The sequence below is a fragment of the Synechococcus sp. MIT S9507 genome (genome assembly GCF_047304715.1).
Taxonomy (GTDB): domain Bacteria; phylum Cyanobacteriota; class Cyanobacteriia; order PCC-6307; family Cyanobiaceae; genus Synechococcus_C.
On sequence record NZ_CP138970.1, the window covers coordinates 93,292 to 117,718 of the forward strand.

Here is a 24,427-nt window from a genome sequence, read left to right on the forward strand (position 1 = left end):
GTCAATTTAAGGGATTCGGCCAGATTTCACGGACTTGGTTCAGAAGGCTTTCAGCCTCCTTGCCGCGAGCATCAGAGTCGGCTTGCTCGAGCAGGACAGTCACGTGCCCCACTTTTCTTCCGGGTATTTCCTGTTTGCCGTACCAATGCAGGTGAGACCTGGGAATGGCCTTCAGTGCAGCAAGCCTCGACTCCAGTGATTCGGAGCCTTCAGAGGGCAGTCCAAGGAGATTCACCATGATCGCGCCCGGCACCACAAGGTCTGTTGATGGAACCGGAAGACCAGCCGTGATGCAGAGCTGCTGATCGAACTGACTGCTGCTGCAAGCCTCGATGGAGAAATGGCCAGAGTTGTGGGTTCGCGGGGCAATCTCGTTCACCATCAACCCTTCCGGGCCGTAGAAAAACTCAAGTGCCATCACTCCCACGTAATCAAGGCTTGTCAGCAGTGATGCGGCGATGTTGTATGCGGTGGCTTCCAACAGTTGCTCCGACGGAGCAGGAGCAAGAACCCAGTCACAGACCTGGTTGCTCTGATGCGTTTCCACCAGCGGAAGGCTACGGATTCGGCCCTGCCGATCACGACTGACGACGAGTGCCAGTTCACGCTCGTAAGCAACCCAGGTCTCAAGCAGCCATTCCTGAATCGAAACGCTGCTCAGCAGGTCCCTGAGAGCCTTGATGCTGCCGATCACGCAGGTGCCCTTGCCGTCGTAACCGCCATGGGCGGCTTTCGCCATCACCGGAAATGTCCATCCTGCGGGCAGGGATGGTGAGTCGAGGTTGATTTCATCCAGGGCAATCCAGGCCGGACTGGGGATCGCCAGATCATCCAGCATTCGTCGCTGAGACAGCTTGTTCACCAGCGGCAGAAGACTCACGAGTGAAGGGGAAAACCTCACCCCATCACGGTCCAGTGTCCGCAATGCATCCACCGGAACCCACTCATTCTCGAAAGTGACGTTCTGGCAACGCTTCAACAATTCCGCCGTGGCGGCAGCATCGGTCGGCGCACCCGTGACCTGCTCCTGCGCCACAGCCATTGCCGGGTCCTGCCCGGATGCGCTCTGCACAATGACATCAACATCGCGCGATGACGCGGCTTCACAGAGCATCAGTGCGAGCTGGCCACCCCCAACAACACCAATTGTTCCGGCAGCACTGGCCATGGCCGTTGATTTCATCCCCTGAAGCTTGCCATCCGACCCTCAGGAAAGTTTTTGTCTAGATCAGTGACTGGTCCTCAGCGAATGCAAATCTGATCGCCGTCAGCAGCAGAACGATCAGAAACAGTGCAAGACCAACTGTGCAGGCGTAACTGATCTCCAGCTCTGCAAAAGCCTGGTCATACACGTAATAGACAAGGGTCCTGGTGGAGTCCGCAGGTCCTCCCTGCGTCATCAGAAACACTTCCTCGAACACCTTGGTGGCGGCGATGGCTGACATCACCGCCACCAGGGTCACGTAGGGCTTCAGCAAAGGAAGGGTGATATCGAGATGTTTCCTCCAACCCTCACTGCCGTCCAGTTCCGCTGCCTCATAGAGCTCCTTGGAGATCCCCTGAAGACCTCCAAGAAAGATCACCATGTAGTACCCCAGCCCTTTCCAAAGGGTCACCAGCATCACGGAAGGCAATGCCAGCAGGGGATTGGTCAGAAAGTCGATGGGGATGAAACCGGACCCGATCAAGGCTTCGAGCCAGCCATTGATCAGGCCGTTCTCCGCATACAGCCAGCGAAAGGCAATGGCGGCGACAACGATCGACACAAGCACTGGCGTGTAGAAGGCAGCTCTCAGCCAGTGGATACCCGGCAGAACGCGATTCACGAGGACGGCCAGAGCCAGGGCACCGAGAACAATCGGAGGGACCACGCCGATGAGGTAGACGAGGGTGGTCCCCAGCACGCGGTAGAACATCGGATCACCGGCAAGCCTGCGCAGATTGGCCAGGCCGATGAAGCGCAGAGGTTCCGACACATCAAGCCCGGTCTGCGTGAAGCTGATCAGCAAAGCCATCGCGGCAGGAATCAGCACCGAAAGACTCAACAGTGTGAGCGCAGGCGCAAGAAAAGCCCATGCTGTGAGGGTGGTTCGCCGGTCTGGCCTGGAGACAGGGTTCATCGAACTCGAGAAGCCTCCGGCTGAGGATAAGGTCAGTCGATCGAATCGCCAGCGGATTGCAACCGCAGCATCGGCCCATGAGCACAAGCACAGCGCAGCCAGCTGACTTGCAGGAACGCACCAGGATCACGGTGTCGCTGGAACGCAATCCCTACGACGTCATCATCGGCCGTTCGATGGTGAGTTCGATCGGAGCGGCACTGGCCGAGCTGTCGATTCGATCAGGGACCAAAATTCTTGTGGTGAGCAATCCCGACGTGGCCGGGCCCTACGGCGAGAGCTGCCTGAAAGGACTCAAAGCTGCTGGATTCAAACCGGTGCTGCTGGAAATCGATGCGGGTGAAGAACGAAAAAACCTGCACACGCTGAGCCTGATTCTGGACAAAGCGCAGCAGGAGGGCCTGGAGCGCACTTCCCTCATGCTGGCGCTCGGTGGTGGTGTTGTCGGCGACATGACCGGCTTCGCGGCGGCATGCTGGCTGCGCGGTATCGGAGTTGTCCAGGTTCCGACAACTCTTCTGTCCATGGTGGATGCCTCCATCGGCGGCAAGACCGGTGTTAACCATCCGAAGGGAAAGAATCTGATCGGAGCCTTCCATCAGCCACGACTGGTGGTGATTGATCCATTGACGCTGAACACCCTGCCTGTGAGGGAATTCAGAGCTGGAATGGCAGAAGTCATCAAGTACGGAGTGATCGGAGACCCTGAACTGTTCCAGCGACTGGAGCAAGCCTCAGATCTCTCTGATCCAGCGGCCATGGATCCGACATTGCTCCACGACATCCTCGTGCTCTCTGCGGAGGCCAAGGCATCGGTTGTCGCTGATGATGAACGGGAGGGCGGTCGGCGGGCAATCCTCAACTACGGCCATACCTTCGGTCATGTGGTGGAGACTCTGACCGGATATGGAACATGGCTTCATGGCGAAGCGGTGGCGATCGGCATGGCGGCGGTGGGGCGCCTCGCTGTCCAGAAGGGACTCTGGAGCGAAGCTGATCAACAGCGCCAGGTGAAGCTCATTGAGAAGGCCGGATTACCCGTTGCCTGGCCGGCCCTGAACCAGGAATCAGCACTGCAAACCCTGCAAGGCGATAAAAAGGTCCGCCACGGTCAGGTGCGTTTTGTCCTGCCGACCCGGATCGGCAACGTGATCATCAGTGACGAGATCAGCAAGGAGGATGTCACCCGTTGCCTTGATTCACTCAATTGATCAGGAGGGTGAACGCAGAAAACGACTGACGATCAAGTCTTCTTCAGCTGCAGCGGGTGCATTGCGATCGAAGGCGATCCAGCGCAGCTCACCGAGACAGTGTGGATCAACAAGTCTCAGCAGAGCCTCTCGCCGCCGCAACGCTTCCGCCAGCTGATCACCCGGCATCTGCTGTAGTGCAGTCAGTCTCTCCGCAAGACCCAAGGCAAGCAGCGCCTCTCCCTGGCGGCAATGCCCGGCGCAACTCCAGCCAGCTTCTTCAGCTGCTCCCACCAGCGATTCGAGGCACAGGTGGGCGGTGATGTCCTGACAACCCGCATCACGCAGAACGTCCGACGATGCCTGCTGACGCCTGTAGGCCATCAGGGTTCCGTCAGCACGATGCGGAGCGTAATAGCGGCTGGATTCCAGGGCGTAATCCACCACCAGCAAAATGCCATCGTTCATGGCCGCCCAGGCCTCTTTCATCCAGGGCGCCATGGAGTGATGCCATTCCGTCGCCCATCCTTCCCTCGCTCCCCTGGGCGGCAGCTCGAAAGCATCACGATCGGCTTGCTTCAGGATCTGAGCCTCCAGTGGCGGTGGCAGAGGATCTTCATCCCACCTGAGCACGGGGACTGATGCGTCTGAGGTCTCGAGAGCGACCATCTGACGACGCAGTGATCCTTCTCGGAGGATGAGGCGTTCAACCGGCAGAGCATCAAGAAGCTCATGAGCAAGCATCACGCCGTTGACGGGTGCTGCGGCGAGCTCCTGCAGGGAAACCCAGCGGCAGGGAACACTGGCCAATGACTCGAGCCGCTCCCTCTGGCGGAGCTGCATTCCAGGGTTGATTTCAACAAGCACGCACTCCACGCGCGGCAGCCATTCAGCTCCGGCAGCCGGGAGCATGTGGATCAACTGGGCAATCAGATCGCCCTCACCTGGACCCACATCCACGATTGACAGCGGCGAATCCGGATGCCGAGACGCCAGGATCTCCAGCCAGTCGATGAGCTGATGCAGCAGAAGACCTGCAAAATCCTCGCCAAGGGAAGGAGACGTGACGAAATCCCCGGTCACACCGACACGCAGTTCCCCCCGTCCGTAAGCACCGTGATCAGGGTCATGAAGAGCCCATTCCATGAAGGTGGAAAAGGGCACGCGGTCACCATGGTGCTGAAGTCGCTCCTGCAGCCACGCTGGGCAGGGCACATCAAAGGCCTTCATGTGGTGAGAATGGCGTGCACTCGCACTGAATCATGGGTGTTCAAGCAATGATGCGCGGCCTGAAAGCACTGCTGAGCCTGTGGGTGTTGTTGGTGATGTTCGCTGCACCCGCCGGGGCTATCGACAATCCCGATCTGCTTCCCGACCATCCGACACCGGTGATTGACCTTGCCAAGGCCTTGAGCCAGACGCAGCGGCAGTCACTGGAAACCTCTCTCGACGCCTTTGAACAACGCAGCGGCTGGAAGCTGAGAGTGCTGACGCAGTACGAGCGAACCCCAGGACTTGCCGTGAAGGACTTCTGGGGACTTGACGAGCGCAGCCTTCTGCTGGTGGCGGACCCTCGTGGGGGCAACCTGCTCAATTTCAATGTGGGGGATGCCCTGTTTGCGCTGATGCCGCGTACCTGGTGGGTGGAGCTGCAAACCCGCTACGGCAATCAGTTTTATGTGAAGGATCACGGTGAAGACGGAGCCATCCTGGCAGCACTGGATGCCGTGGAACTCTGCCTGGATCGCGGAGGGTGCCAGGTTGTGCCGGGCCTGCCCACGGAACAGTGGCTCTGGACGCTCAGCACCTCAATCCTTGGTGGTCTGATTGCAGGTTTCGCTGCCTATCCACGCAAAGAGGGTGAGCGTATTGCCTGGGGCTGGCTGCTGTTGCTGTCGCCTCTTTGGGTGATGCTGTTCGGTGTGTTCGGGGTTGCACCTGTCGTCACACGAACCAGTGAACTGCTGCCGCTGATTCGCAACGGCATGGGATTCATGGCTGGAGGAGTTGGTGCTTACCTGATCGCCGGGGCCACGGTTGGACGAAAATTGAACGAATCCAATCAGGATGGCTGAGTCAGGCGAGAGGCCTCAGGGCTACTTGCAAGAAAATGCTGGACCCAGACAATCAGCATCGGACTTGGCCTGAACGGTTTTATTAGCCGAAAGAGCCGAGCGACGCTGATCGCGAATCTTGCGCAACTGAGCGAGATTCACGTTGAAGAACCCCTGCAGATTTGCAAAGCGCTTCACAGGTTGCCCGTAATAGCTGCTGCCACGCAAGGTGGGGAAGGAAGCCCACTCGGGAGCCAATTTTGCTGCAAGGTGAGGACTCATCACACCGGTGTCAGTCAGCTTCAGAGCTTTACGTCGTTGGATCAGGAAGAGAGCGCCCTGGTCCTGTACCTCAGGGCCGAAGCCTCTGACTCCCAGGCGGCGTTTGACCATGTCCCAGGTGAAAGGCATGAACTGGTAGGCACCGGCAGCAGCACTGGCGTACCGGGAGGAATAAATCACCCTGTTGGGGTGGCGGTCCATCGACGGCATCAGACCACCACCGAACATGACTCGATAGCCGAGGTCATGACCACCCTTCCAGGTTCCTTCAGCAAAACGAATGGTGTTGAGCATCGCGCGACGCTCTGGAGTGATGATGTAAGGGAGAGCTGATGAACCGGATTCCTCCTCAAGCATCACAAGCCTTGAGCGGGAACTCTCCAACGCAGGCAGAGCCGCACGAGCCTCCGGTAAAGGCAGGGAAGCGAGGAGAGGAACAACACTTGCGACAGCGCCTGGAATGAAACGACAGGCGGTGAGAGCAAGGGAAGTCATACAGAAAATTCGAGGAACAGAATCAAACGTCGAATCCAGAAGAGAACTGGGACGGCGAATAATCCATGGATTCGATGAATCCAGTGCCGTAAAACACGGCCAAACTGTGTCGAACAGATGCCGCAGATCCCAGGGACTTTGTGACAGGCGGGAGATCGTCACGCCAACTGAAGCTGTCGCGACAGAAGCCAGAGCCCAGGGGCAGAGATGCTTTGAAGCACCGATAAGCCAAGCTGATAGAAAAAATCAGCCTTCCTGAACTGTGTTGGTTGCGACCAGTCGAATTGCTTCCGCGGCCTGCGCAGCCCCTCCAACCTTCAGAGGTGTGCCTGCGGCAGGCTGCAGGGGCTGATCCAGCTGCCAGTCACCCGTTTCCAGCGACTGTCGCGTGAGAATTCTGTGATCTGCATGGCGTTGCAAGCCATCCATCAGCACAGCAGCCTCTGCAAATCCCTGACGCTCCACCACGTGAAGCCCAAGGCGACAGCTCATCGCCTCGCAAAAACTGCTGAATCCAGGCTTGCCGAGCAATCGGTCACAGAACGGCATCACATCCAGAAACCTGATCGATTCAGGCAACAGCAGGACATTCGTGATCTGATGAAACTGTTCGTACTGCCTGGAATCCTTCGGTGCAGGCAGGAGAAATTGATGTTGAGGCCAGCTTGTGAACAGCTCGGGGGCAAGTGGAAAACCGAGGCCACCAAAACCCACCAGGACTTTTGCTCGGCCATCCGCGAGAAGACGCCCTTCCAGATCTGAGGGAAGCGGCTCCGGATCTGCAGAAACAAGACCCAGGGCCCGTTCAGGCAACGACCAGTTCATCGCCAATGAAAAGGGACAGCGCAAGAGCAGCGCCCCGCGTTGATAGGCCGATGTGGCCTTGTCGGCCCAGGCAAGAAACGGGCCGCCAAGGGGGCCGTAGATCTCATCCCAGCCGAAGTTGCCCATCCACAGCAGCGGTGCCTCCAGCTGCCGGGCAAGCTCAGCTGCCGCAGGTGGAATATCCCCCAAAACAACACAAGGGCTGTTCTGCTGCCGAATCCAGTCGACCTCACGTTGCACGAGCTTGGGGAGCTCGATCTCGAGCTTCTGAAGAGCTCTGAGAGTTGCCTGCTCATCAACGCCGAGGGCATCGGCCTGAAGCATGCCGACATCCCAGCGAACCGTTCTCCTGCTCACCGGCAGATCGCGAAGGACAAGATCGAGGAAGGTCTCATCCACGCCGGAACTGATCACCAGATGCCAGTCGGGCCTGAGTCGATGCAACTCGATCAGCACTGCGGCCTGGCGCGCGGCATGGCCATACCCATGCGTACTGACACACACATAGATCAGCACGGCTTCTGACCTGACAGAGCTGAACGGAGCAGGGGCTGTTCATAAGTCAGCTCACCACTGGGTCGGTACCAACGGTGACTGATCCAGGCTGGCTGAGTCCCTGCGAACTCAACCCAGGTGAAGTGATGCAGCGGCTGACCTGATCCATCCACACCAACCCGCGGCACACATGCCGCATTCACAAAGCAGGTGCCTCGGCGGTTCCGGTGGAACGTGATCCGTTCACCGCGTCGTCCCTTGAGCTGATGATGCATGTGACCAAACACCACAAGGTCAGCTGGACGGGTTCGCTGCATGCGATCGAGAGCCAGGGCCAGATCCCGATCGCCCCAGTCGATATGAGGTTGCTTCCAGTCGCGACCGCAGGGACTGTTCGCCTCTGATCCCAGCCCCGTGGGACCCGAATGTGCCAGTACCACCAGGGGCCAGTCAACGGGAGCCTTCCCGGCCGCATCAACGATCCAACCAGCCGACTGCGCCTCTGTGACTGGACCGAACACCGCTTGAACAGCCTTCGAGAGATGAAACCCACCCCCTGCACTGCAAGGTCGGGCACCAACCACAGCCAGCTCGGGCTGGCTCCATTCACGCAGTTTCCAGGAGCAGTGGCGGTCTCCAAGCATCGTGATCTGCTGTTGAAGCAGACCACCGCTTCTGTCGCGTCCACGGTCATGATTTCCAAGCAGGACCGCCACAGGCAGGGACAGCTGGGTGATGCTCCTAACCAGGCGCAGATCTCCATCACTGAGATCTCCCACAAAGAGAAGGGCGTCCGGTTGCAATCGCTGTATCAGATCCGCATCTCTTTCCCCCCAGTCACCATGGAGGTCTCCGGCAATGGCAACACGGAGTGATGTCAGAACGACTTCTAGGCTGGTGCCATCCTGCCCCAGAAGGCCCCGATGAGCTCTGACACCGCACTCGTCGCGGCGATCAACCAGCTCCGCCAGGAACGCAATGCCGTGATCCTGGCGCACTATTACCAGGAACCTGAAATTCAGGACATCGCTGATTTCATCGGTGACTCGCTCGAGCTTTCAAGGAAGGCTGCCAACACCGATGCCGATGTGATCGTGTTTTGCGGGGTCCATTTCATGGCGGAGACCGCGAAGATCCTCAGCCCTGAAAAAACAGTGGTGCTGCCTGATATCGATGCGGGCTGCTCACTGGCCGACGACTGCCCAGCCGATGAGTTCGCAAGCTTTCGCGAACGTCATCCGGATCATCTGGTGGTGAGCTACATCAACTGCACTGCAGCAGTGAAGGCCCAGAGCGATCTGATCTGCACCAGCAGCAACGCCGTCGACCTGGTGAAACAGCTGCCCGATGAACAGCCGGTGCTGTTTGCTCCTGACCGCAACCTCGGACGTTGGGTGGAGCGCCAGAGCGGCCGCGAACTGACCCTCTGGCCCGGGCGCTGCTTTGTGCACGAAACCTTCAGTGAAGAAGCACTTCTCAAGCTCAAACTGGAGCATCCGGATGCGGAAGTGATCGCCCATCCGGAATGTCAGGAAAATCTCCTGGACCTAGCCGACTTCATCGGATCGACCAGCAAACTGCTGATCCATTCCGAAATCAGCGACTCCCAGACATTCATCGTTCTCACAGAACCCGGAATCCTGCATCAGATGCAGCAGCGGGTTCCCGAAAAGACATTGCTTGATGTTCCCGGCCTTGATGGTTGCAGCTGTAACGCCTGTCCCTACATGCGCATGAACAGCCTCGAAAAACTGCGCGACTGTCTTGAGACACTGTCGCCGCAGATCACCATGGAGGAATCGATTCGTTCCAAGGCGGAAGCACCGATCAGACGAATGCTGGCGATGAGCAAGTAACGCATTCAGGAGCCCGAGACACAGCTGCAGATCAGGCTTGCCAGAGTTGAAGGATGAACGTTCTCGAGAGAACCGACAGCGGCCTGTATTGCAGAGCAGCAGACGCCTGGATCGATCCCTCAAGACCAGTATCGAGAGCCTTGATCACGCACGCCCATGCCGATCACGCCAGACCTGGCTGCGGCGAATACTGGGCTGTGGATATCAGCGAGGGAGTGCTTCGTCAACGCCTGGGAAGAGACATCCATCTCCATTGCATGCCTTACCGCCAGGAGTTCTGGCTCAATCAGGCATGTCTGTCATTTCACAGCGCTGGTCATGTGCTCGGATCCGCTCAGATTCGGGTGATGGTCGAGGATCAGGTCTGGGTGGTGACCGGCGATTACAAACGTTGCCCGGACCCGAGCTGCGAACCCTTTGAGGTCGTGCCCTGCGACGTGCTGATCACCGAAGCCACATTCGGGTTGCCGATCTATGCCTGGGCCCCAGGGACACTGGTGGCAACACAGATCCGAGACTGGTGGCATGGCGACCGCGAGCGTCCCTCGCTGTTGTTCTGCTACTCATTCGGCAAGGCTCAGCGTCTGCTGGCAGAGCTGAACGCCATTGGTGTGGACGAGGAAGTGCTGCTTCACGGCGCCGTTGAGACCGTCACGCGCCACTACCGCGAGGCAGGGGTGGCCATGACCTCAAGCAGGCCTGTGAGCGAGCTGCCACGCAAGGACTCACTGGCGGGACGACTGATCCTTGCGCCCCCTTCAGCGCATCGTTCCGCCTGGATGCGGCGGTTCAGGTCACCGCAGACGGCCTTTGCCTCCGGATGGATGGCCGTGCGTGGAGCCCGTCGTCGCCGGGGCTATGAGAGAGGTTTCGTTCTCAGCGACCATGCCGACTGGCAGGGGTTGGTTCAAACGGTGCTCCACAGCGGTGCCAAAACCATTTATGTCACCCATGGCCAGAGTGACGTGCTGGCACGCTTCCTGCGCGAGCGACACGGACTCGATGCCCAACCACTTGATCAGCTCATCTGAACTAATCTCAGACATCTTCTCTGGAACGATGGCCACCCGCTGTTCTGCACTGACCGGCCTGATTGTTTTGATCGCTTCAACGGCAGGACCGCTACTGGCACAGCAGGCCACGGTCACCATTGAACAGATCAACACTGTGGTGTTTCCCGCTGATGGTGCCGCAGCGGCAAAGGCCATCTGCGACGGTCTGGCGAGCGGTGCACTCACTCGTGATCAGGTCGGAATCGATCTCGCCCGACTGCAAAGTGCACTCGGCGAAGTCGGCGAATCCGAATCAGCAAACAGCTACGTGAAAGCCTTCAACAGCACCACAGCCGCAATCAAGGGCTGCAATGTTCAGGTGACAGGTCCAAGTGAAGACAATCTCTGGAATTACTGATCAGAAGCCTGAGACCCTTTCGGCATGAACGCTTTCGCGGCTCTGATCGAGGAACTGGATCAGAGCACAGGGACGAAACGCAAAATTGATCTGATCGCAGATCATCTTCAGCAGGCGGATGCTCATGACGCCGCCTGGGCTGTGTTGCTGCTGATGGGTGAACGACGCAAGCGATTGATCACCGGCCGCCGACTGCGCGAGATCCTTCAACAGGCGAGCGCCATGCCTGACTGGCTGTTCGACGACTGCCAGAGTCATGTCGGCGATTCAGCGGAAACACTGTCGCTGCTCTGGCCACAACTCAGGAACGATATTCCGGCACGAATCCACAACCCGGAGGTGGCGTTCTGGATCGATCAGCTCAGCAGTGCACCACCCATGCACTGGTGGATGGAGACATTGCTCCCTGCCATTGCGGCCATGGAACCCGATGAGCAGACCAATGCTGTGCTCACAATCTGGGAGTCACTGCCGGATGAACGCCTGTTCCTGTTCAACAAGCTGCTGACAGGCGGCTTCCGCATCGGCGTCGCACGTGGCCTTGTCGTGAAGGCAATTGCCGCAGGCTTCAACCTCGAGGAGGCGCTGGTTCTTGAACGACTGATGACGCCATGGGCGGCATCGGAACGGTGGTTCCAATCTCTGACAGCGATCAACAGTGAAGAGCGTGCCAACAGAGGCCCCGTTCCCTACCCCTTTTTTCTGGCCAGCCCCCTCAAACAGGAATCGATCGATGCCGGACCTGCATCGGAGTGGTGGGTGGAAAACAAATGGGACGGCATCCGTGGACAGCTGATCCAGCGCGGCAGCGGAACATACCTGTGGAGTCGCGGCGAAGAGCTGATCAATGAGCAATTCCCGGAACTGATTGACATGGCGGCTGCGATTCCTGAAGACACGGTGCTTGATGGAGAAGTGATCTGCTGGGCTGAAACCGAGCCACAACCAAGACCCTTCAGTGATTTACAGCGACGACTTGGACGAAAAACGGTTGGCCGCAAACTGCGTTTGGAGTGCCCGGTGAGTTTTGTGGCCTATGACCTGCTGGAACACAATGGAGACGATCTGCGCTCCACATCACTGCAGCAGCGACTTCGACAACTGGATGAACTGCATCAGAGGATTGGAGAGAAACCGTCGGGATGGCGTTGCCGTCTGAGCAGTGGACAACAACTGGGACATTGGGATCAACTTGATCAGCTCCGGGCACAGGCCGTTGAGCGGGGCGCTGAAGGGGTGATGCTGAAGCATCTGAAATCTCCCTACCTGAGCGGTCGCAAGCGCGGTTACTGGTGGAAGCACAAACGTGATCCGATGACTCTCGATGCCGTGCTCATCTATGCCCAGGCAGGACGTGGTCGCCGCGCCAACCTCTTCACCGATTACACCTTTGCGCTCTGGGGGCAGCCACAAGAGCCATCGAGCAACCCTCAGCTGGTGACGTTCGCCAAGGCCTACTCCGGACTCAACGACAGCGAGATCCTTGAGCTGGATCGCTGGATTCGAAGTCATACGCAGGAACGCTTCGGCCCAACCCGCTCGGTGGCACCTGAACTGGTCTTCGAGATCGGGTTTGAAGGCATCCAGACATCCAAACGCCATAAGTGCGGGCTGGCGGTTCGCTTTCCAAGGATTCTTCGTTGGAGGCACGACCGCACGGCCGAAAGTGCCAACACCATCGTGGACGCTCAAACGCTTTGTGATCAGTTAGCCAAAAGAGGCGAGGCGTCTTGAATCTGAAAACTGAAAGCATTAACGACCACACAGAGAGAGACACGCAGCCGCAACGGACCCTCGCTCCGATCGAGACCTGGTTCAGGCGGCAGGGGTGGTCACCACTGCCTTTCCAGATGCGCACCTGGGAGGCCCACCTGAAGGGGCTGAGTGGCCTGATTCAGGTGCCAACCGGGTCTGGGAAAACCTACGCCGCAGTGATGGGGCCGATGGCTCGGATGCTGGAGACGGCGAATGAGCGATCAGGCGTCAGGTTGCTGTACATCACTCCCCTCAGGGCGCTGAGCCGAGACCTTGCAGTTGCCCTGAAGCAACCCATTGACGCCATGGGCTGGCCTTTGCGTGTAGGGATACGCAACGGAGATACGGCATCAGCGGAACGAACCCGCCAGATCAGAACACCACCGGAAATTCTGATCACCACTCCGGAATCGCTTTGTGTTCTGTTGGCAGGGCGCCATTGCGAAGCACTGTTCAAAACGCTCGAGACCGTTGTCTTGGATGAATGGCATGAGCTGATTGGAAGCAAGCGCGGTATCCAGACGGAGCTGGCTCTGAGCTGGTTGCGCCAGGAGCGCCCTCAACTGCAGACATGGGCGATCAGCGCCACGATCGGAAATCTTGAGGAATCGGCCCGGCATGCACTCGGAGAGAGTTCCCAGCCCTGTTTGATCACTGGGGCTCCCAAGCGGGGGCTCGATGTCACAAGCATTCTTCCCGACAGCATCGATGGATTTCCCTGGGGTGGTCATCTCGGTCTGAGGCAATACGAAGATCTCGTCGCACAACTGGAGCCATGCACCAGCACCTTGCTGTTCACCAATACACGCAATCAAGCTGAACGCTGGTTTCAGTGCCTGCGTTATGCATGTCCGGAGATGGAGGGGCTGCTGGCACTACATCACAGCGCACTGGATCGCAGTGAGAGAGAGGCCATCGAAGCGGCAGTGAAAGCCGGGTCAATGCTCTGGGTGGTCTGCACGAGTTCCCTTGATCTGGGAGTGGACTTCCAACCCGTGGAGAGAGTTGTTCAAATTGGATCGCCTAAAAATCTGGCACGTCTGCTCCAGCGAGCAGGCCGCTCAGCGCATCTTCCAGGTGGAACCTCCAAGGTGCTGTTCATGCCGACCAATGCCCTTGAACTGTTGGAACTCAGTGCAGTTCGCCGTGGGCTTGAAAACGGCATGGTGGAGGAGAGACGCCCACCAAAACATCCACTGGACGTTTTGCTGCAACATCTCACGACACTCGCTTGCGGTCCTGGATTCAGATCTGGTGAAACACTCAGAGCAATTCGTGGAACCATTTCGTACAGGGCCATCACGCAAGAGGAGTGGGATTGGTGTTTGCGTTTCCTCGAACACGGCGGTGACTGCCTGGGCGCTTACCCCCGCTACCGAAAACTGGTCACCACGCCTGACGGGCGTTATGTGATCAGCAGCAACGCGATTGCAAGACTGCATCGGTTGAACATCGGAACGATCACGTCCGCTCCCTCAATCCGGGTTCGCTATGTGCGGGGATCCGTTCTGGGACACGTGGAAGAAACGTTCATCAGCCAGTTGAAGCCAAAGGACGTTTTCTTTTTTGCCGGACGTCAGCTGGAATTCGTGAGGCTTCGCGACATGACGGCTTATGTAAGAAACACAACCAAAAAAAGCACTGCAGTGCCAGCCTGGGCTGGAGGTCAGATGTCGCTGTCCGATCTGCTGACCCATCATCTTCGTGAAGAGGTTGCACGAGCCGGTCGAGGTGAACTGGACACACCGGAACTCAGCGCACTTGAACCACTGTTTGAACGTCAGATGGATCTGTCGACCCTGCCGTCCAGCGGACAGCTGCTGATTGAAACCTGCCGAACGCGGGAGGGGATGCATCTCTACGCATATCCATTTGAGGGACGCTTCGTGCATGAAGGTCTTGGTTTTTTGTGGGCCACCAGATTGACAAGAGAACACCGTGGCACCATCACAGTTTCGGTGAATGACTACGGATTCGAACTGTTGGCACCGAAGAACTACCCCATCGATGACTTACTGGAAGAGCATCTTGATGACCTTCTGGATGACAGTCATCTGGAAAACGATTTGGAGCAGGCGTTAAATCTCTCAGAACTATGTCGACGTCGATTCCGCAGTATTGCCCAGGTGGCAGGACTGCTCGTTCAGGGATTTCCAGGGAAAAACAAAAGCGCTGGCCAACTTCAAATCAGTGGATCATTGCTATGGGAGGTCTTCAACAAACATGAACCCGACAATCTTCTACTTCGCCAGGCTCAACAGGAAGTGCTTCAGGAACAGCTTGAACTGTCTCGACTGCGAAGCGCATTGAAAAGGATGCGATGTGGAGAGACACTCCACTGCCCAACACCTCGTCCAACGCCATTGGCATTTCCACTGCTGGTGGAACGGCTCAATAATCGAATGAGCAATGAATCAGTGCTTGAACGCATCAAACGAATGCAAGTTGAGGCACTCCGCTACGAACAGTAGACGGTTGACTCCACAACCTGAGTCACAGCCTGGAGAACTTCAAGCCGGATTCGCCCCCAGAACCCCCTCTCTGACTTACAAAGAGACCTGAGGCAAGCAGCTGAATCCATCGATCATTTCCTCGCGTTCAACCTTGCATCTGGTGTGAAGCGCAAGGACTTGGCGACACGTCGTGAGATCAAGAAAACAGAAGCTTCAGTGACAGATGCAACCACCGTCGCGCACCTGGAGATAAGAAACTGATAACAAACCGAGATCGCGAGACACCTTCTGTGCTGTTAGGGAATGGTTATGGCTGGGAAACAGAACGAAAGACTTTTAAGGCACACCTAAATCCCAAACTGAAAGCATTGTGCAGAAGCCTCTTAAGCAACTTTTGTCTTACAGGATATTTATTACAATAAAATTTTCCTTGAAAACAAACCAGTAACCAAACCCAGGGATTGCAAGTCTTACAGAAGACACCTTGGCCTCAAAAACCTAGTCTCTTAACAAGACAAATCTCTGCGACATGAAAATATGAATTGAAGGGCATAAACTGATTTATCAGTTTGCCTGACAGAATGATTATTGTTCGGCGAGAAGCATGAAGCCATTACGGGGACGCTAAAAACCTTTAAAAACCTTGCTCGGAAAAGCAGAGGGCGCTGTGTGGACTTAAATCCCCGGGCAAAAAGGCCTGAAACCAATCACGCCCCGCCAACGGCGGGGTATTTGCTGCCCCTAAGCCTTGGGTTCAAAACACCTTGATCACTAATTCAATAAAAGCCAAACAAAAAATACGGACAATCAGTACGAAGCGTTGCTATTAGATAAACGTACACCGTCAACCGACTTAGTCCATAGTCAATTCTGTTATTTGTAATATCGCAACGAAATTCTATGCCATCAGAAAAGTATGTCGAAGGCATGCAAGAAATGCGTACTCATGTTGGCGATGCTGCCGATCAATGGATCAAGGTGATTCACTCAATTTATCCTGAATTTGCAAAAGTCAATGTCGAATTTCCGTTTGGTGAACTCTATAGACGTAATGTTGTCGACGACAAAACACGTGAGCTTTGCACTGTTGCAGCATTGACAGTACAGGACTTTGCTCTTCCAGAACTTAAGGTCCACATCAAAGGCGCATTAAATACAGGATCAAGCAAAGCAGAGATCCTTGAAATTATCACTCAGATGATTGCCTATTGCGAATTTCTAGCCGCAACGAATGCACTGCTGGCAGCGAAGGAAGCATTCAATGAACTTGAGAAATGAAGTTTCAAAAATGATAAACAAAGGCATAAAATTTTGGCGGGTGTGGGTCAATAAGCAAGGTGAAAGTTGTCAGAATTTTCATTGTCTCTCAGGTCACAAGCTATCAGTTTTTGCTGATGGAGCTGATCCCATCTGGAGTGCACTTAACTACAGCGGACCTACCAAAGTCTTCACATTAATTCTTATGCCGGGAGAAGTTGGTGAGTGGCATGAAAACCCAAAGCCTAAATGGATCATTCCCCTTCGTGGCCGCTGGCGCGTCGAGACGATGGATGGAATGGTCGTGGAAATGGGGCCCGGAGAAATCAGCTTTGGTGGAGATCAGGGAACAAAACAACACAGAGGACATCGCTCATGGGCAGTAGGCGAGAAACCTGCTGAACTACTTCTGATTCAAGTACAAGATCCTCCTCCCTGGAATCCTTGTGATGAATCACAATGATGTTAATTCTGAGGCTTGAAACTTTCACTTACTGATCGGCCAGCTACCAGCCGGCGCCTTTTTCCGCTATGTGGTGATGTATACCAACAGGCACTCTTTGTCTGGCCTAACACTTCACTTGAGAATCCACGCGTATGCAGGATGGGGATGCAAACCTCGATGCCGAAAAGAAGAAAGATTATCACTGCCCTGGCACTACCTACGTTAATCTGTGGAAATGACATCAGCCATAAACTCTCGTGTGATCACTGTGAAACAGAAAAAACCAACCTGCAACCAAGCCGCCACCAATGATGAAGTCAAACAAAGCATGCCTCAACACAATGCTTGAATAGGTTTTCAATACAAATAATCACCATAAAAAGAACAATTAAGCAGCAAGTTCAAGCCATTTTGGATGTGATTCCCATTGAGTCAGGTACTGCGATAAGTTATGGCGCAAGCAGAAAATAAATGGCAATCGCTGATGACTTGAATCAAGATCAATTACTGGATAGAATTGCAGCAAATGCTCGACGATTAGATCAATTCTAACTGAACAAAGAAGGAATTTCTCTAAACAAGCAAACGGGGAGAATCACTCATGAATGCAATACAGAGATTTCAATAAACAGGGGGATTAAAGCTGAGAAGGCCAACTGCCCTGCTCCCAGGCTGTGCGGAGTAAGGGAAGCAACGGCTGCCAATCCAGGTCGTAAAAAGCCAGCCAGTCGGGGTTGTAGTAGTTGTCGGAATACAACTCGCCACTGTCACAGATCACAGTGGCGATGTTTGTGGAACGCCCATACTGATGGGCTTCGCAAGCTAAGTGAAGTGCACCAACCAGGTTCAAACCAGTGGAAGGTCCGACACGGAAACCCACCAGATCGTTGGCCAGGTGCATCCCTGCAACTGTGAGGGCATCGGGCACCTTGAGCATGCGATCCACAACACCCCGCTGAAGACTGAAAGTGCTGCCGAAAATGATGGGCCCTCTACTACCTACACCTTCAATCAAACTTGGCTTTGAAGAGCGCAGTTCTGCATTCCCGGTGCGGTACCAGTCGAACAAAACAGAATGCTCCGGATCAGGCACAAGAAGTTGGGTTTTGGATCCGGGTGACCAACCAGGATTCCATTTACGCATATAGCGACCAATACTGGTAGCCGTCCCCCCACTGCCAGCAGCCATGACAAACCACTCGGGTCTGCTTATGCCTAGCTCCTGAAGCTGAAGCACCAGCTCGTTGGCGAGATTTTCAGTTTCAGCCTCCGGGCCCTGGAAATAGGAGATGGCCTTTTCTGCATTCGCGAACTGATTGATGTCGTAGGAAAGAGGGTCGTCTGCCAAGACCTGCCGGTAGTAGGCCAAAGGGCTAACACCCTGCGGAATGAGTAAAACTCGCCCTCCATAGCGACGAATCTCCTTCAGCTTTAGGGGGCTGATGCCTGCTGACGCAACAGCGGTGTAGCTCAAACCTAGTCGCTGAGCGAAATAGGCTTCAGCGATGCCGGTATTACCGCTGGTGCGTTCAAAAAGGTGAAGATCACGCCGGATACCACTGCCAATAAGACCCCACATCACAAGAGCCCAGGCAACTCGATGCTTAAGGCTGCCCGTCACACTCATTGCCTCATTCTTGAGCAGCAGTTTTGATCGCGAATTGAATGGAAACTGATGCACAATTAACGGCGTAGACCCTGCTTTTTTGTGTTCATGCCAGAGCCTGGCAATGGCTTGCCGCCTCCATTGAGCATTGCCCAAAGGAATGGAAGCATCCCTCAATAGTTGTTTCAGACCAACTGATGCCTGTGTTCCTGCAGACATCCAGCCAGAAGCTGCCATGCTGGATAGGATCGAAAATGTCCCAATGCCTAGAAATTGCCGCCTGGAAATTGTCATGAATCCATGGAGCCATCTTGAGCTTGGCTGCCATCAACGACAATTGGCAACCAAACATTTTTAAAGAAACAATAAAACAAGCCAATCAGCGAGGAGCTGGAAGCTGCAAATAACCAGATTAGCTAACCAACACATTAACCTTACAGCAGAAGAATATGAAAAAGATATTAGATGTCAACCATCGCTAGAATGAAGCAAAAATAATCAGCACTCAACATACAGCTTTTACAGCAAAACTTTTCTAAATTCAAAAATCATCAATCAAAAACAAGAAAAAATATGAAAATCGATAATTGAAATAGATGTGAAAAATTACAAAACAAATTGATTTTTTAAAACAGCGGAAATACATCAACTAGTGGAAACGAATTAGCTAAATGAGCTCCCACCAATTTGGCCTCAGAAAAGAATCTTCGTCAGACTGCTCTACAAGCTTGCCGCCTTGATAACTATCGAAATCATGTGGGTGAATACTAAAACCATACTGCTTGGCGACCACACACTGATCATCAACATCGGAACACTTCGTGCTGACACACATTTCCCTCAAGCTGTCATCTGACTTAATGGCTTAGGCCAATTCGACAATTTGTTCAGCGGACATAACAGTTTTTAAATCCATAATTTTTTAGCATTAATGCAGCAAAAACAATGCAACTTTTACGCTTTGAGACACGATACGAATACCATACAGTTCATGGTGCTAAACAAAAATAATTCAACCCAATCATAGCTTAGAGTGAAGTTATCACAGAGAAAAAAGAGGTAGACTTTACTGGCGGCTAGGTTGACGCAAACAACTCAACTCCAGGATGGTGATGACGTGGAGAATTCCGAGCATGATCAACAGCAAAAGCACCGTCATCATTGACAACTACCCTCGGACTTGAGAGATCACCAACAATGGAATCAAATTCAATACCTGAATCATTCAATTTAGCAATGGACAAATCTAGCTGAAGCAATGGAATATTATTATTAGCAGCTTTTCTAGCCGTCGTAAAATCAAGATTGTGACCCTCATCTTTGATCTTTTTCAAGTAACTCAAAGCCCCGTCATTGAATTCCATTGTTGAATGCTTAGAAATCACTCCATCAAGATCGATCATAAAAGTAGCCATTGAATCAAAAAGAGTGTAATTCTTTATTACATAGGGAGCAAAAAACCAATTTACGACCACCACTAATAATCATCATTGCGCCATTCAAATATAAGTACACGTTTGGAACCAAAAATACAAATGCTAGAAGTGTTCAACACGCTGATAGTCATAAGCCAGCAAGAAGTTCGGCTGCTTGACGAGCCAAGTCCGAGATTTATTACTAAGCAAGTATAACTCTAATTATAAACTTTCTGTCAAGTTTGCAAGGGATAAATACAATGGCCAAGTCTGTAAAATAACTAAAAGATTGCCGCGATTTAATAACACTTAAGAAAACTATTTTATAAAATATCTGACATTTGGCATAAGAAAACCACGCGTAAATAAGCCATAAGACATGTCACTGACCTGATCACCAATGCTTGGCCCAATATTCCAGCCGTCATTGATAAGAAGTTGACGAACTTGGTATTTCCATTGTGATGCTGAACATTTATATTCATGCGGCTTGAAATGAGCTCCTTCCCACTCTGACATGCCCATCGATTCGAGACAATTCAGAGTAGATTTCCGCTGATTCTCAGATCGGCCAGTGACAATAAAGGTAGCAATTCCCCAGGAACGAAAAACTTGATAAGCTTTTCTTACAGGCTCAATGACTGGGGTTTTACAAGATTCAATTGCATTGTTTAGAAGTTTTCCATTATGAACAAATGGAACTGGAGAATTCAGATCAACAACATAAGAACTCAACATAGTATCGTCTACATCGAATACCGCCGCTAATCTACATTGACTAAAATCTAAAGACTTAGGTACATTACATCGAGATTGAGACCATTGGTTAGTCCATGCAATAGCAGCATCTGCCACACTTTGTTGATCAGCAGCAGACTGTTTATTGTGATATTTTTCAATCTCTTCTTTTGGAAAATTACCAATTGCTCAGACTCCGGATGAAGAAAGAGCAGGAAGGTTTTGACCAGTTCCAATGATTGCACGTCCTCCAGTAAGCTTGTCGTCTTTATAAACTTGAAAAGTTTCCGCAGACGAAGACAAAGGGCTTATTGCAATGACCAATGGGTTCAAAAATACAGCACTGGTAATGATTGCAAATGATCGTATTTGTAAAAACATTAAGACTGGATCAACTCCTAACAATGCTATTTAAATTGATAGACTGCGGGTCAGATCATATTATTGAATTAACAATTCATGAAAGCCGTGATTAAGTCGTCTTATGCATAAATGGCATTTTTGAATAAAAGAACACAATTCAAGCTTACTTGCAATGATGCGTCAATAAATGAACAAATCGATCCTCAACGCAAACCAACACAAATACGCGTCACAACGCTAATCGATTCTCCTTGCCAAAAAAGGCTACAACATAGTTAGTCAACTTCAAAATAGTGCTTAAAAGCTTCAATACAGTCAGATTACGGGGTCGAGGTTGAGTGCAAAATTAGTACAGTTTTTACTTCATAGCTGACTGGCCTCAAGCGAGTCGCTGCAAGATGTTATGAGCTCCTAAGGAACTATTCGTTTAAACAACCCTTCAAAAAGAAAATCATACCATCAATCTCGTACATTTGTTGGACATTCCATACTAATCACCCAGGTGATAAATATTGAAGTGTTTTCTATTAAGCACTAAGAAAAATCGTTGCTTTTATAGTCAGCCAAAACTTACAGGAGACTTGAGAATTAAGAAGACCTGAGGCGCACTATTCCATTAATGCTTGATCAAGTGCAGCCCCAAAGCCTACAAATGAGACAACTCAGAAATCCTCAATAAAAAAGCAAAGCTTACAGCCTCAGTTGACAACTGCCGATAACTTATACTGAAGACGAACCAGCAACCAAGTTGGTGAAAACATTAGGTAATCCATTCATCCAGGATATTTCATTCGGTTCTCACGCCTTGTGCCAGTGTCACAGCCGCCCTTTAATGAAAGGGTAGCGTTCTGGAGGTAGGCAAATGATTGGCATCGATTGGGCTGGTGTATGTGCACTGATCTCGATTATTGCTTTGATAACAATTATCGGATATCGGGAGGGACACTCAATTCTTTGAAATTCAGCCATGCAGGCATCTGATCTTGCTTGTTTTTGCCATAATCAGTCTAAAATAAAGCTTTCGACACTTAAACTATTAATAAAAACTAAAGATATTCGCTTTAAATTACAATTTATAGTTTTTGGCAACAAGGACGAAAGCATTGATTGTAATTCTTAAATCCAACAAAAGTGCATTTTAGTCATCCGAGCGATCAGAACAATGAAGTAGTGCTGATCAAATACAGTTTTGTCTTATCATCCAAGGTTGTGCAAGCTACTTCAATCTCTTCAACAACAGCCGATCACACTCTACCGAACGTTAAATCACTTCAGTCTACATACGAAACACCAGCAATGCATCATCAGACTGCTAGTGGATACGAACTTTTGCAGTATGCGCTATTCGCTTTACAATGACGCAAGCAAGATGACCATCAGAACTATCAAAATTCGGCTGCACAACGTAGTTCAGTTGTCATTGCCGATGAAAATCAATGCAACCACGAGTATCATCAAAAAATGGTCATACTGATGAAAAACAAGCCAATAATGGATGAACCAACACCAGAGGCCCGATCGATCCTTCGGATGACTCTGACTTAACCGGTAATGTGTGTTGATGTTTGATCGTCGCTGTGCCCGTTGCGGATCTATCAGCTTTCGTGCTGACCGCTCGCTTGGTGGTCGCCTCGTGTGTTCACACTGCGGCGTTCCTGCTGACCAAAAGGCCCGTGGATCGAGCGGCAGACCACGCTCGGTGAGGACTCAACAACAAATTTCGAAAGGTTGGTGGTTCTGGATTCTGCTGGCAATGATCGCCTTTGTTGTGATCTTGCTGCTTCAGTCCACCTGAATGATTTCATCCAGTTTGTCGACCACTATGCAGAGAGCGCTAGCTAATGGACGGTCCTGATTAAGTTTTTGGCTCCAAAGCCTTCCGGAGCGGATCTGTTCTGTACTAGCGAGGGTCATGTCCTGACCTTCAAGCAGCCGCAGATCTTGAAGAGGGACACTGAGCTTGCCAGTGAAGACATGAACAATGCGCTTCTCATCCTGATGCTGGAACCAGGAGTTGAGTTGATTCGGGCACCAACCGATTTCTTCGTTGAGTTCGCGACGTAAAGCCACCAAAGCGGTCTCACCATGCTCCAGATGTCCGCCGAACAGACCCCAGCAGCCTGGCGCAACGATTTCGGGGTTTTCATCACGCAGTTGAAGAAGCCACCGATCTTCCTGGTGCAGCATTGCCAATGCAACTTCAACAGTCATGGCCTTGTTCAATGGGTGTCAAGTGTCTTCTAGCCCTGGAGCATTCCGTGAATTGATAGAGCACAACTGGAATTGACCGGATTTTGATCGACATTTCGACACTTGAAAATTTACTGCGTTCCATTTGAATGACTTGCCCTGTTCTCATGCCGCATGACAGAGCTGTTGAAGCAGAGCAAGATAGAAAGTCATTATAGAAATCCACTGACAGGCGAACGCGCTTCAGCCAATATTAAGGATATGGAATTCGAACAGTTCACAGCCAAAATCAAAAATCTCGACATTGGTTGCAAAGAGCGCATCGCACTCGCCAAAAGATGTCCAGATCATGAAGCGCGTGTTCAGGTCGGCTTGGGTAAAGCAAAGAATATCCCACTCAAAGGGAAGCTTCTGGAGTCTGACTTTGCCAGCGATGGCAAGCAGTTCACTCAGGACGAGCTCGACTATATGAGTAATGAACAGGCCTCAATGTTGGCCGGAATGGTGTTCATGAAGTTGTTTCCCAATGCTGCGCGCGTGAGCGAAGACGACATTCTCGAAGTTGAAGACGAGGATGATTCCTGGTCAGGAACTGTGTATACGGGAGAGGGAAATGGATGGGTTTTCGGATGGGTCATTGAAAAGAATCAAAGCGACAACCACTACCTGATCTCATTCAGTGATTACGAAAACGAGGACGAAGCATAAAGGATCATTGGAAACAAATGATTTTGAGTTTGAGGATTGTGCTTGTAATTTTATACCCTTTACTGAACACAATTCATAAGAATAAACAATCCAGGTGGTAGCTGAACGGAATAGAAGCTGGCGATGCTCGCTGCCTAGGAAGCTTGTACTGAAACACGATCCTTTCAGCAATAAGGTTCGGTATTGGCGATCAGGGGTTAGTCGACCTGTTCTGTGACAAGCCGGACAAGCGATGAAGTCAGCTGCTGTCAGACCCATTGTTTTGGGTCTTGATCATTCTGCAGTGGACTGCTTCGACCAGCAGCAGTGATTTGCACTCCGCCGTGTGGCTTGCCAGCCCCTCTGCCAGGGCAATTAAACAAGAAAAGCCGCCCACCGTGAGAGGTAGACGGCTTATCTGAATGTTGCTTGAACCCATTACTCGGAAGGCCGAGTAGGGAGGGTCGAAGCGTCTGGCTGTGTGGCTTGTCGGGCCAGTCAGGCAGCTTCTAAAGCATGCTCAGTTGGACCATCGTTGCTCATTGAACGCCTCCGAATGCCGTTCGTACATTCAGTATCCATCAACAAGAGAGACACTGGCATCAGTGAAATCGCTTATTGCATCAAGGCACAGTTCATACCAGTGTGAAAAATGCTTTGCTTACTGCTGAAACTTCGGTTACCCCACGGTTCATAGGCATCAACATGAGCTCAGACACCACCCTTGAACCAGCCTGAACCTGTTGCCCCAGCAAGACACCAATAGACGGCATCTCCAAATACGGGTAGTC

General features: G+C 52.5%; 21 protein-coding genes. 10 read left to right on the forward strand and 11 right to left on the reverse strand.

The window, feature by feature from the left end:
- Nucleotide 1: 1 nt before the first annotated feature.
- Nucleotides 2-1,183 carry a 5-(carboxyamino)imidazole ribonucleotide synthase gene (locus SIB83_RS00490; RefSeq protein WP_413746439.1) on the reverse strand — a complete coding sequence of 394 codons (1,182 nt, stop codon included), beginning with the start codon at nucleotides 1,181-1,183 and terminating at the stop codon, nucleotides 2-4.
- 40 nt (nucleotides 1,184-1,223) lie between these two features.
- On the reverse strand, nucleotides 1,224-2,120 hold the full coding sequence (locus tag SIB83_RS00495; RefSeq protein ID WP_413746440.1) for a carbohydrate ABC transporter permease: 897 nt from the start codon (nucleotides 2,118-2,120) through the stop codon (nucleotides 1,224-1,226).
- Nucleotides 2,121-2,197: 77 nt separating this feature from the next.
- On the opposite strand from SIB83_RS00495, the gene aroB reads away from it, so the two are divergent.
- Nucleotides 2,198-3,331, forward strand: a complete 1,134-nt coding sequence (gene aroB / locus SIB83_RS00500) for a 3-dehydroquinate synthase (RefSeq protein ID WP_413746441.1) — start codon at nucleotides 2,198-2,200, stop codon at nucleotides 3,329-3,331.
- On the opposite strand, the gene SIB83_RS00505 is transcribed toward aroB, so the two are convergent.
- The gene (locus tag SIB83_RS00505; protein ID WP_413746442.1) at nucleotides 3,332-4,525 is read right to left on the reverse strand and encodes a class I SAM-dependent methyltransferase; all 1,194 of its coding nucleotides are present in this window, start codon (nucleotides 4,523-4,525) and stop codon (nucleotides 3,332-3,334) included.
- Nucleotides 4,526-4,590: 65 nt separating this feature from the next.
- Here SIB83_RS00505 and SIB83_RS00510 point away from each other — a divergent pair, with 65 nt between their 5' ends.
- Entirely contained in the window at nucleotides 4,591-5,385 is a 795-nt protein-coding gene (locus tag SIB83_RS00510) for a TPM domain-containing protein (protein WP_413406443.1), read from the forward strand.
- A 21-nt stretch (nucleotides 5,386-5,406) separates the two neighbouring features.
- On the opposite strand, the gene SIB83_RS00515 is transcribed toward SIB83_RS00510, so the two are convergent.
- The 3 genes from SIB83_RS00515 to SIB83_RS00525 all read right to left on the reverse strand — a co-directional run bounded on the left by SIB83_RS00515 (nucleotide 5,407) and on the right by SIB83_RS00525 (nucleotide 8,321).
- A complete protein-coding gene (locus SIB83_RS00515) occupies nucleotides 5,407-6,141 on the reverse strand; it encodes an endolysin (protein WP_413746443.1) in 735 nt (244 codons plus the stop codon).
- A 246-nt stretch (nucleotides 6,142-6,387) separates the two neighbouring features.
- Nucleotides 6,388-7,482 carry a hypothetical protein gene (locus tag SIB83_RS00520; protein WP_413746444.1) on the reverse strand — a complete coding sequence of 365 codons (1,095 nt, stop codon included), beginning with the start codon at nucleotides 7,480-7,482 and terminating at the stop codon, nucleotides 6,388-6,390.
- Nucleotides 7,476-8,321, reverse strand: coding sequence for a TIGR04168 family protein (locus tag SIB83_RS00525; RefSeq protein ID WP_413747244.1), 846 nt, complete (start codon nucleotides 8,319-8,321; stop codon nucleotides 7,476-7,478). The genes SIB83_RS00520 and SIB83_RS00525 overlap by 7 nt, the downstream gene beginning before the upstream one ends.
- Before the next feature lie 63 nt (nucleotides 8,322-8,384).
- On the opposite strand from SIB83_RS00525, the gene nadA reads away from it, so the two are divergent.
- From nadA to SIB83_RS00560, 7 genes are all read left to right on the forward strand, one after another.
- Nucleotides 8,385-9,317: a quinolinate synthase NadA gene (gene nadA / locus SIB83_RS00530; RefSeq protein WP_413402843.1), complete on the forward strand. Its 933-nt coding sequence runs from the start codon at nucleotides 8,385-8,387 to the stop codon at nucleotides 9,315-9,317.
- Nucleotides 9,318-9,370: 53 nt separating this feature from the next.
- Nucleotides 9,371-10,348, forward strand: coding sequence for a ligase-associated DNA damage response exonuclease (locus SIB83_RS00535; protein WP_413746445.1), 978 nt, complete (start codon nucleotides 9,371-9,373; stop codon nucleotides 10,346-10,348).
- Nucleotides 10,349-10,376: 28 nt separating this feature from the next.
- Nucleotides 10,377-10,727 carry a DNA ligase gene (locus SIB83_RS00540; RefSeq protein WP_413402847.1) on the forward strand — a complete coding sequence of 117 codons (351 nt, stop codon included), beginning with the start codon at nucleotides 10,377-10,379 and terminating at the stop codon, nucleotides 10,725-10,727.
- A 24-nt stretch (nucleotides 10,728-10,751) separates the two neighbouring features.
- Nucleotides 10,752-12,461 carry an ATP-dependent DNA ligase gene (locus tag SIB83_RS00545; protein ID WP_413402850.1) on the forward strand — a complete coding sequence of 570 codons (1,710 nt, stop codon included), beginning with the start codon at nucleotides 10,752-10,754 and terminating at the stop codon, nucleotides 12,459-12,461.
- Nucleotides 12,462-12,577: 116 nt separating this feature from the next.
- Nucleotides 12,578-14,953 (forward strand): ligase-associated DNA damage response DEXH box helicase, encoded by a 2,376-nt coding sequence (locus SIB83_RS00550; RefSeq protein WP_413747245.1) that lies wholly within the window; start codon nucleotides 12,578-12,580, stop codon nucleotides 14,951-14,953.
- An 882-nt stretch (nucleotides 14,954-15,835) separates the two neighbouring features.
- Entirely contained in the window at nucleotides 15,836-16,213 is a 378-nt protein-coding gene (locus SIB83_RS00555; RefSeq protein WP_413746446.1) for a carboxymuconolactone decarboxylase family protein, read from the forward strand.
- The gene (locus SIB83_RS00560; protein WP_413746447.1) at nucleotides 16,203-16,655 is read left to right on the forward strand and encodes a cupin domain-containing protein; all 453 of its coding nucleotides are present in this window, start codon (nucleotides 16,203-16,205) and stop codon (nucleotides 16,653-16,655) included. Before SIB83_RS00555 ends, SIB83_RS00560 begins: the two co-directional genes overlap by 11 nt.
- 619 nt (nucleotides 16,656-17,274) lie before the next feature.
- On the opposite strand, the gene SIB83_RS00565 is transcribed toward SIB83_RS00560, so the two are convergent.
- From SIB83_RS00565 to SIB83_RS00585, 5 genes are all read right to left on the reverse strand, one after another.
- A complete protein-coding gene (locus SIB83_RS00565) occupies nucleotides 17,275-18,318 on the reverse strand; it encodes a PLP-dependent cysteine synthase family protein (RefSeq protein ID WP_413747246.1) in 1,044 nt (347 codons plus the stop codon).
- A gap of 31 nt (nucleotides 18,319-18,349) precedes the next feature.
- Nucleotides 18,350-18,571, reverse strand: coding sequence for a hypothetical protein (locus tag SIB83_RS00570; RefSeq protein ID WP_413747410.1), 222 nt, complete (start codon nucleotides 18,569-18,571; stop codon nucleotides 18,350-18,352).
- A gap of 748 nt (nucleotides 18,572-19,319) precedes the next feature.
- Nucleotides 19,320-19,721: a hypothetical protein gene (locus SIB83_RS00575; RefSeq protein ID WP_413746448.1), complete on the reverse strand. Its 402-nt coding sequence runs from the start codon at nucleotides 19,719-19,721 to the stop codon at nucleotides 19,320-19,322.
- 255 nt (nucleotides 19,722-19,976) lie between these two features.
- On the reverse strand, nucleotides 19,977-20,513 hold the full coding sequence (locus SIB83_RS00580; RefSeq protein ID WP_413746449.1) for an HAD family acid phosphatase: 537 nt from the start codon (nucleotides 20,511-20,513) through the stop codon (nucleotides 19,977-19,979).
- 2,028 nt (nucleotides 20,514-22,541) lie between these two features.
- A complete protein-coding gene (locus SIB83_RS00585; RefSeq protein WP_413746450.1) occupies nucleotides 22,542-22,982 on the reverse strand; it encodes an NUDIX hydrolase in 441 nt (146 codons plus the stop codon).
- A gap of 141 nt (nucleotides 22,983-23,123) precedes the next feature.
- Between SIB83_RS00585 and SIB83_RS00590 the strand changes: the two genes are divergently transcribed.
- Nucleotides 23,124-23,657 carry a hypothetical protein gene (locus SIB83_RS00590; protein WP_413746451.1) on the forward strand — a complete coding sequence of 178 codons (534 nt, stop codon included), beginning with the start codon at nucleotides 23,124-23,126 and terminating at the stop codon, nucleotides 23,655-23,657.
- The last annotated feature ends 770 nt before the right edge of the window (nucleotides 23,658-24,427 follow it).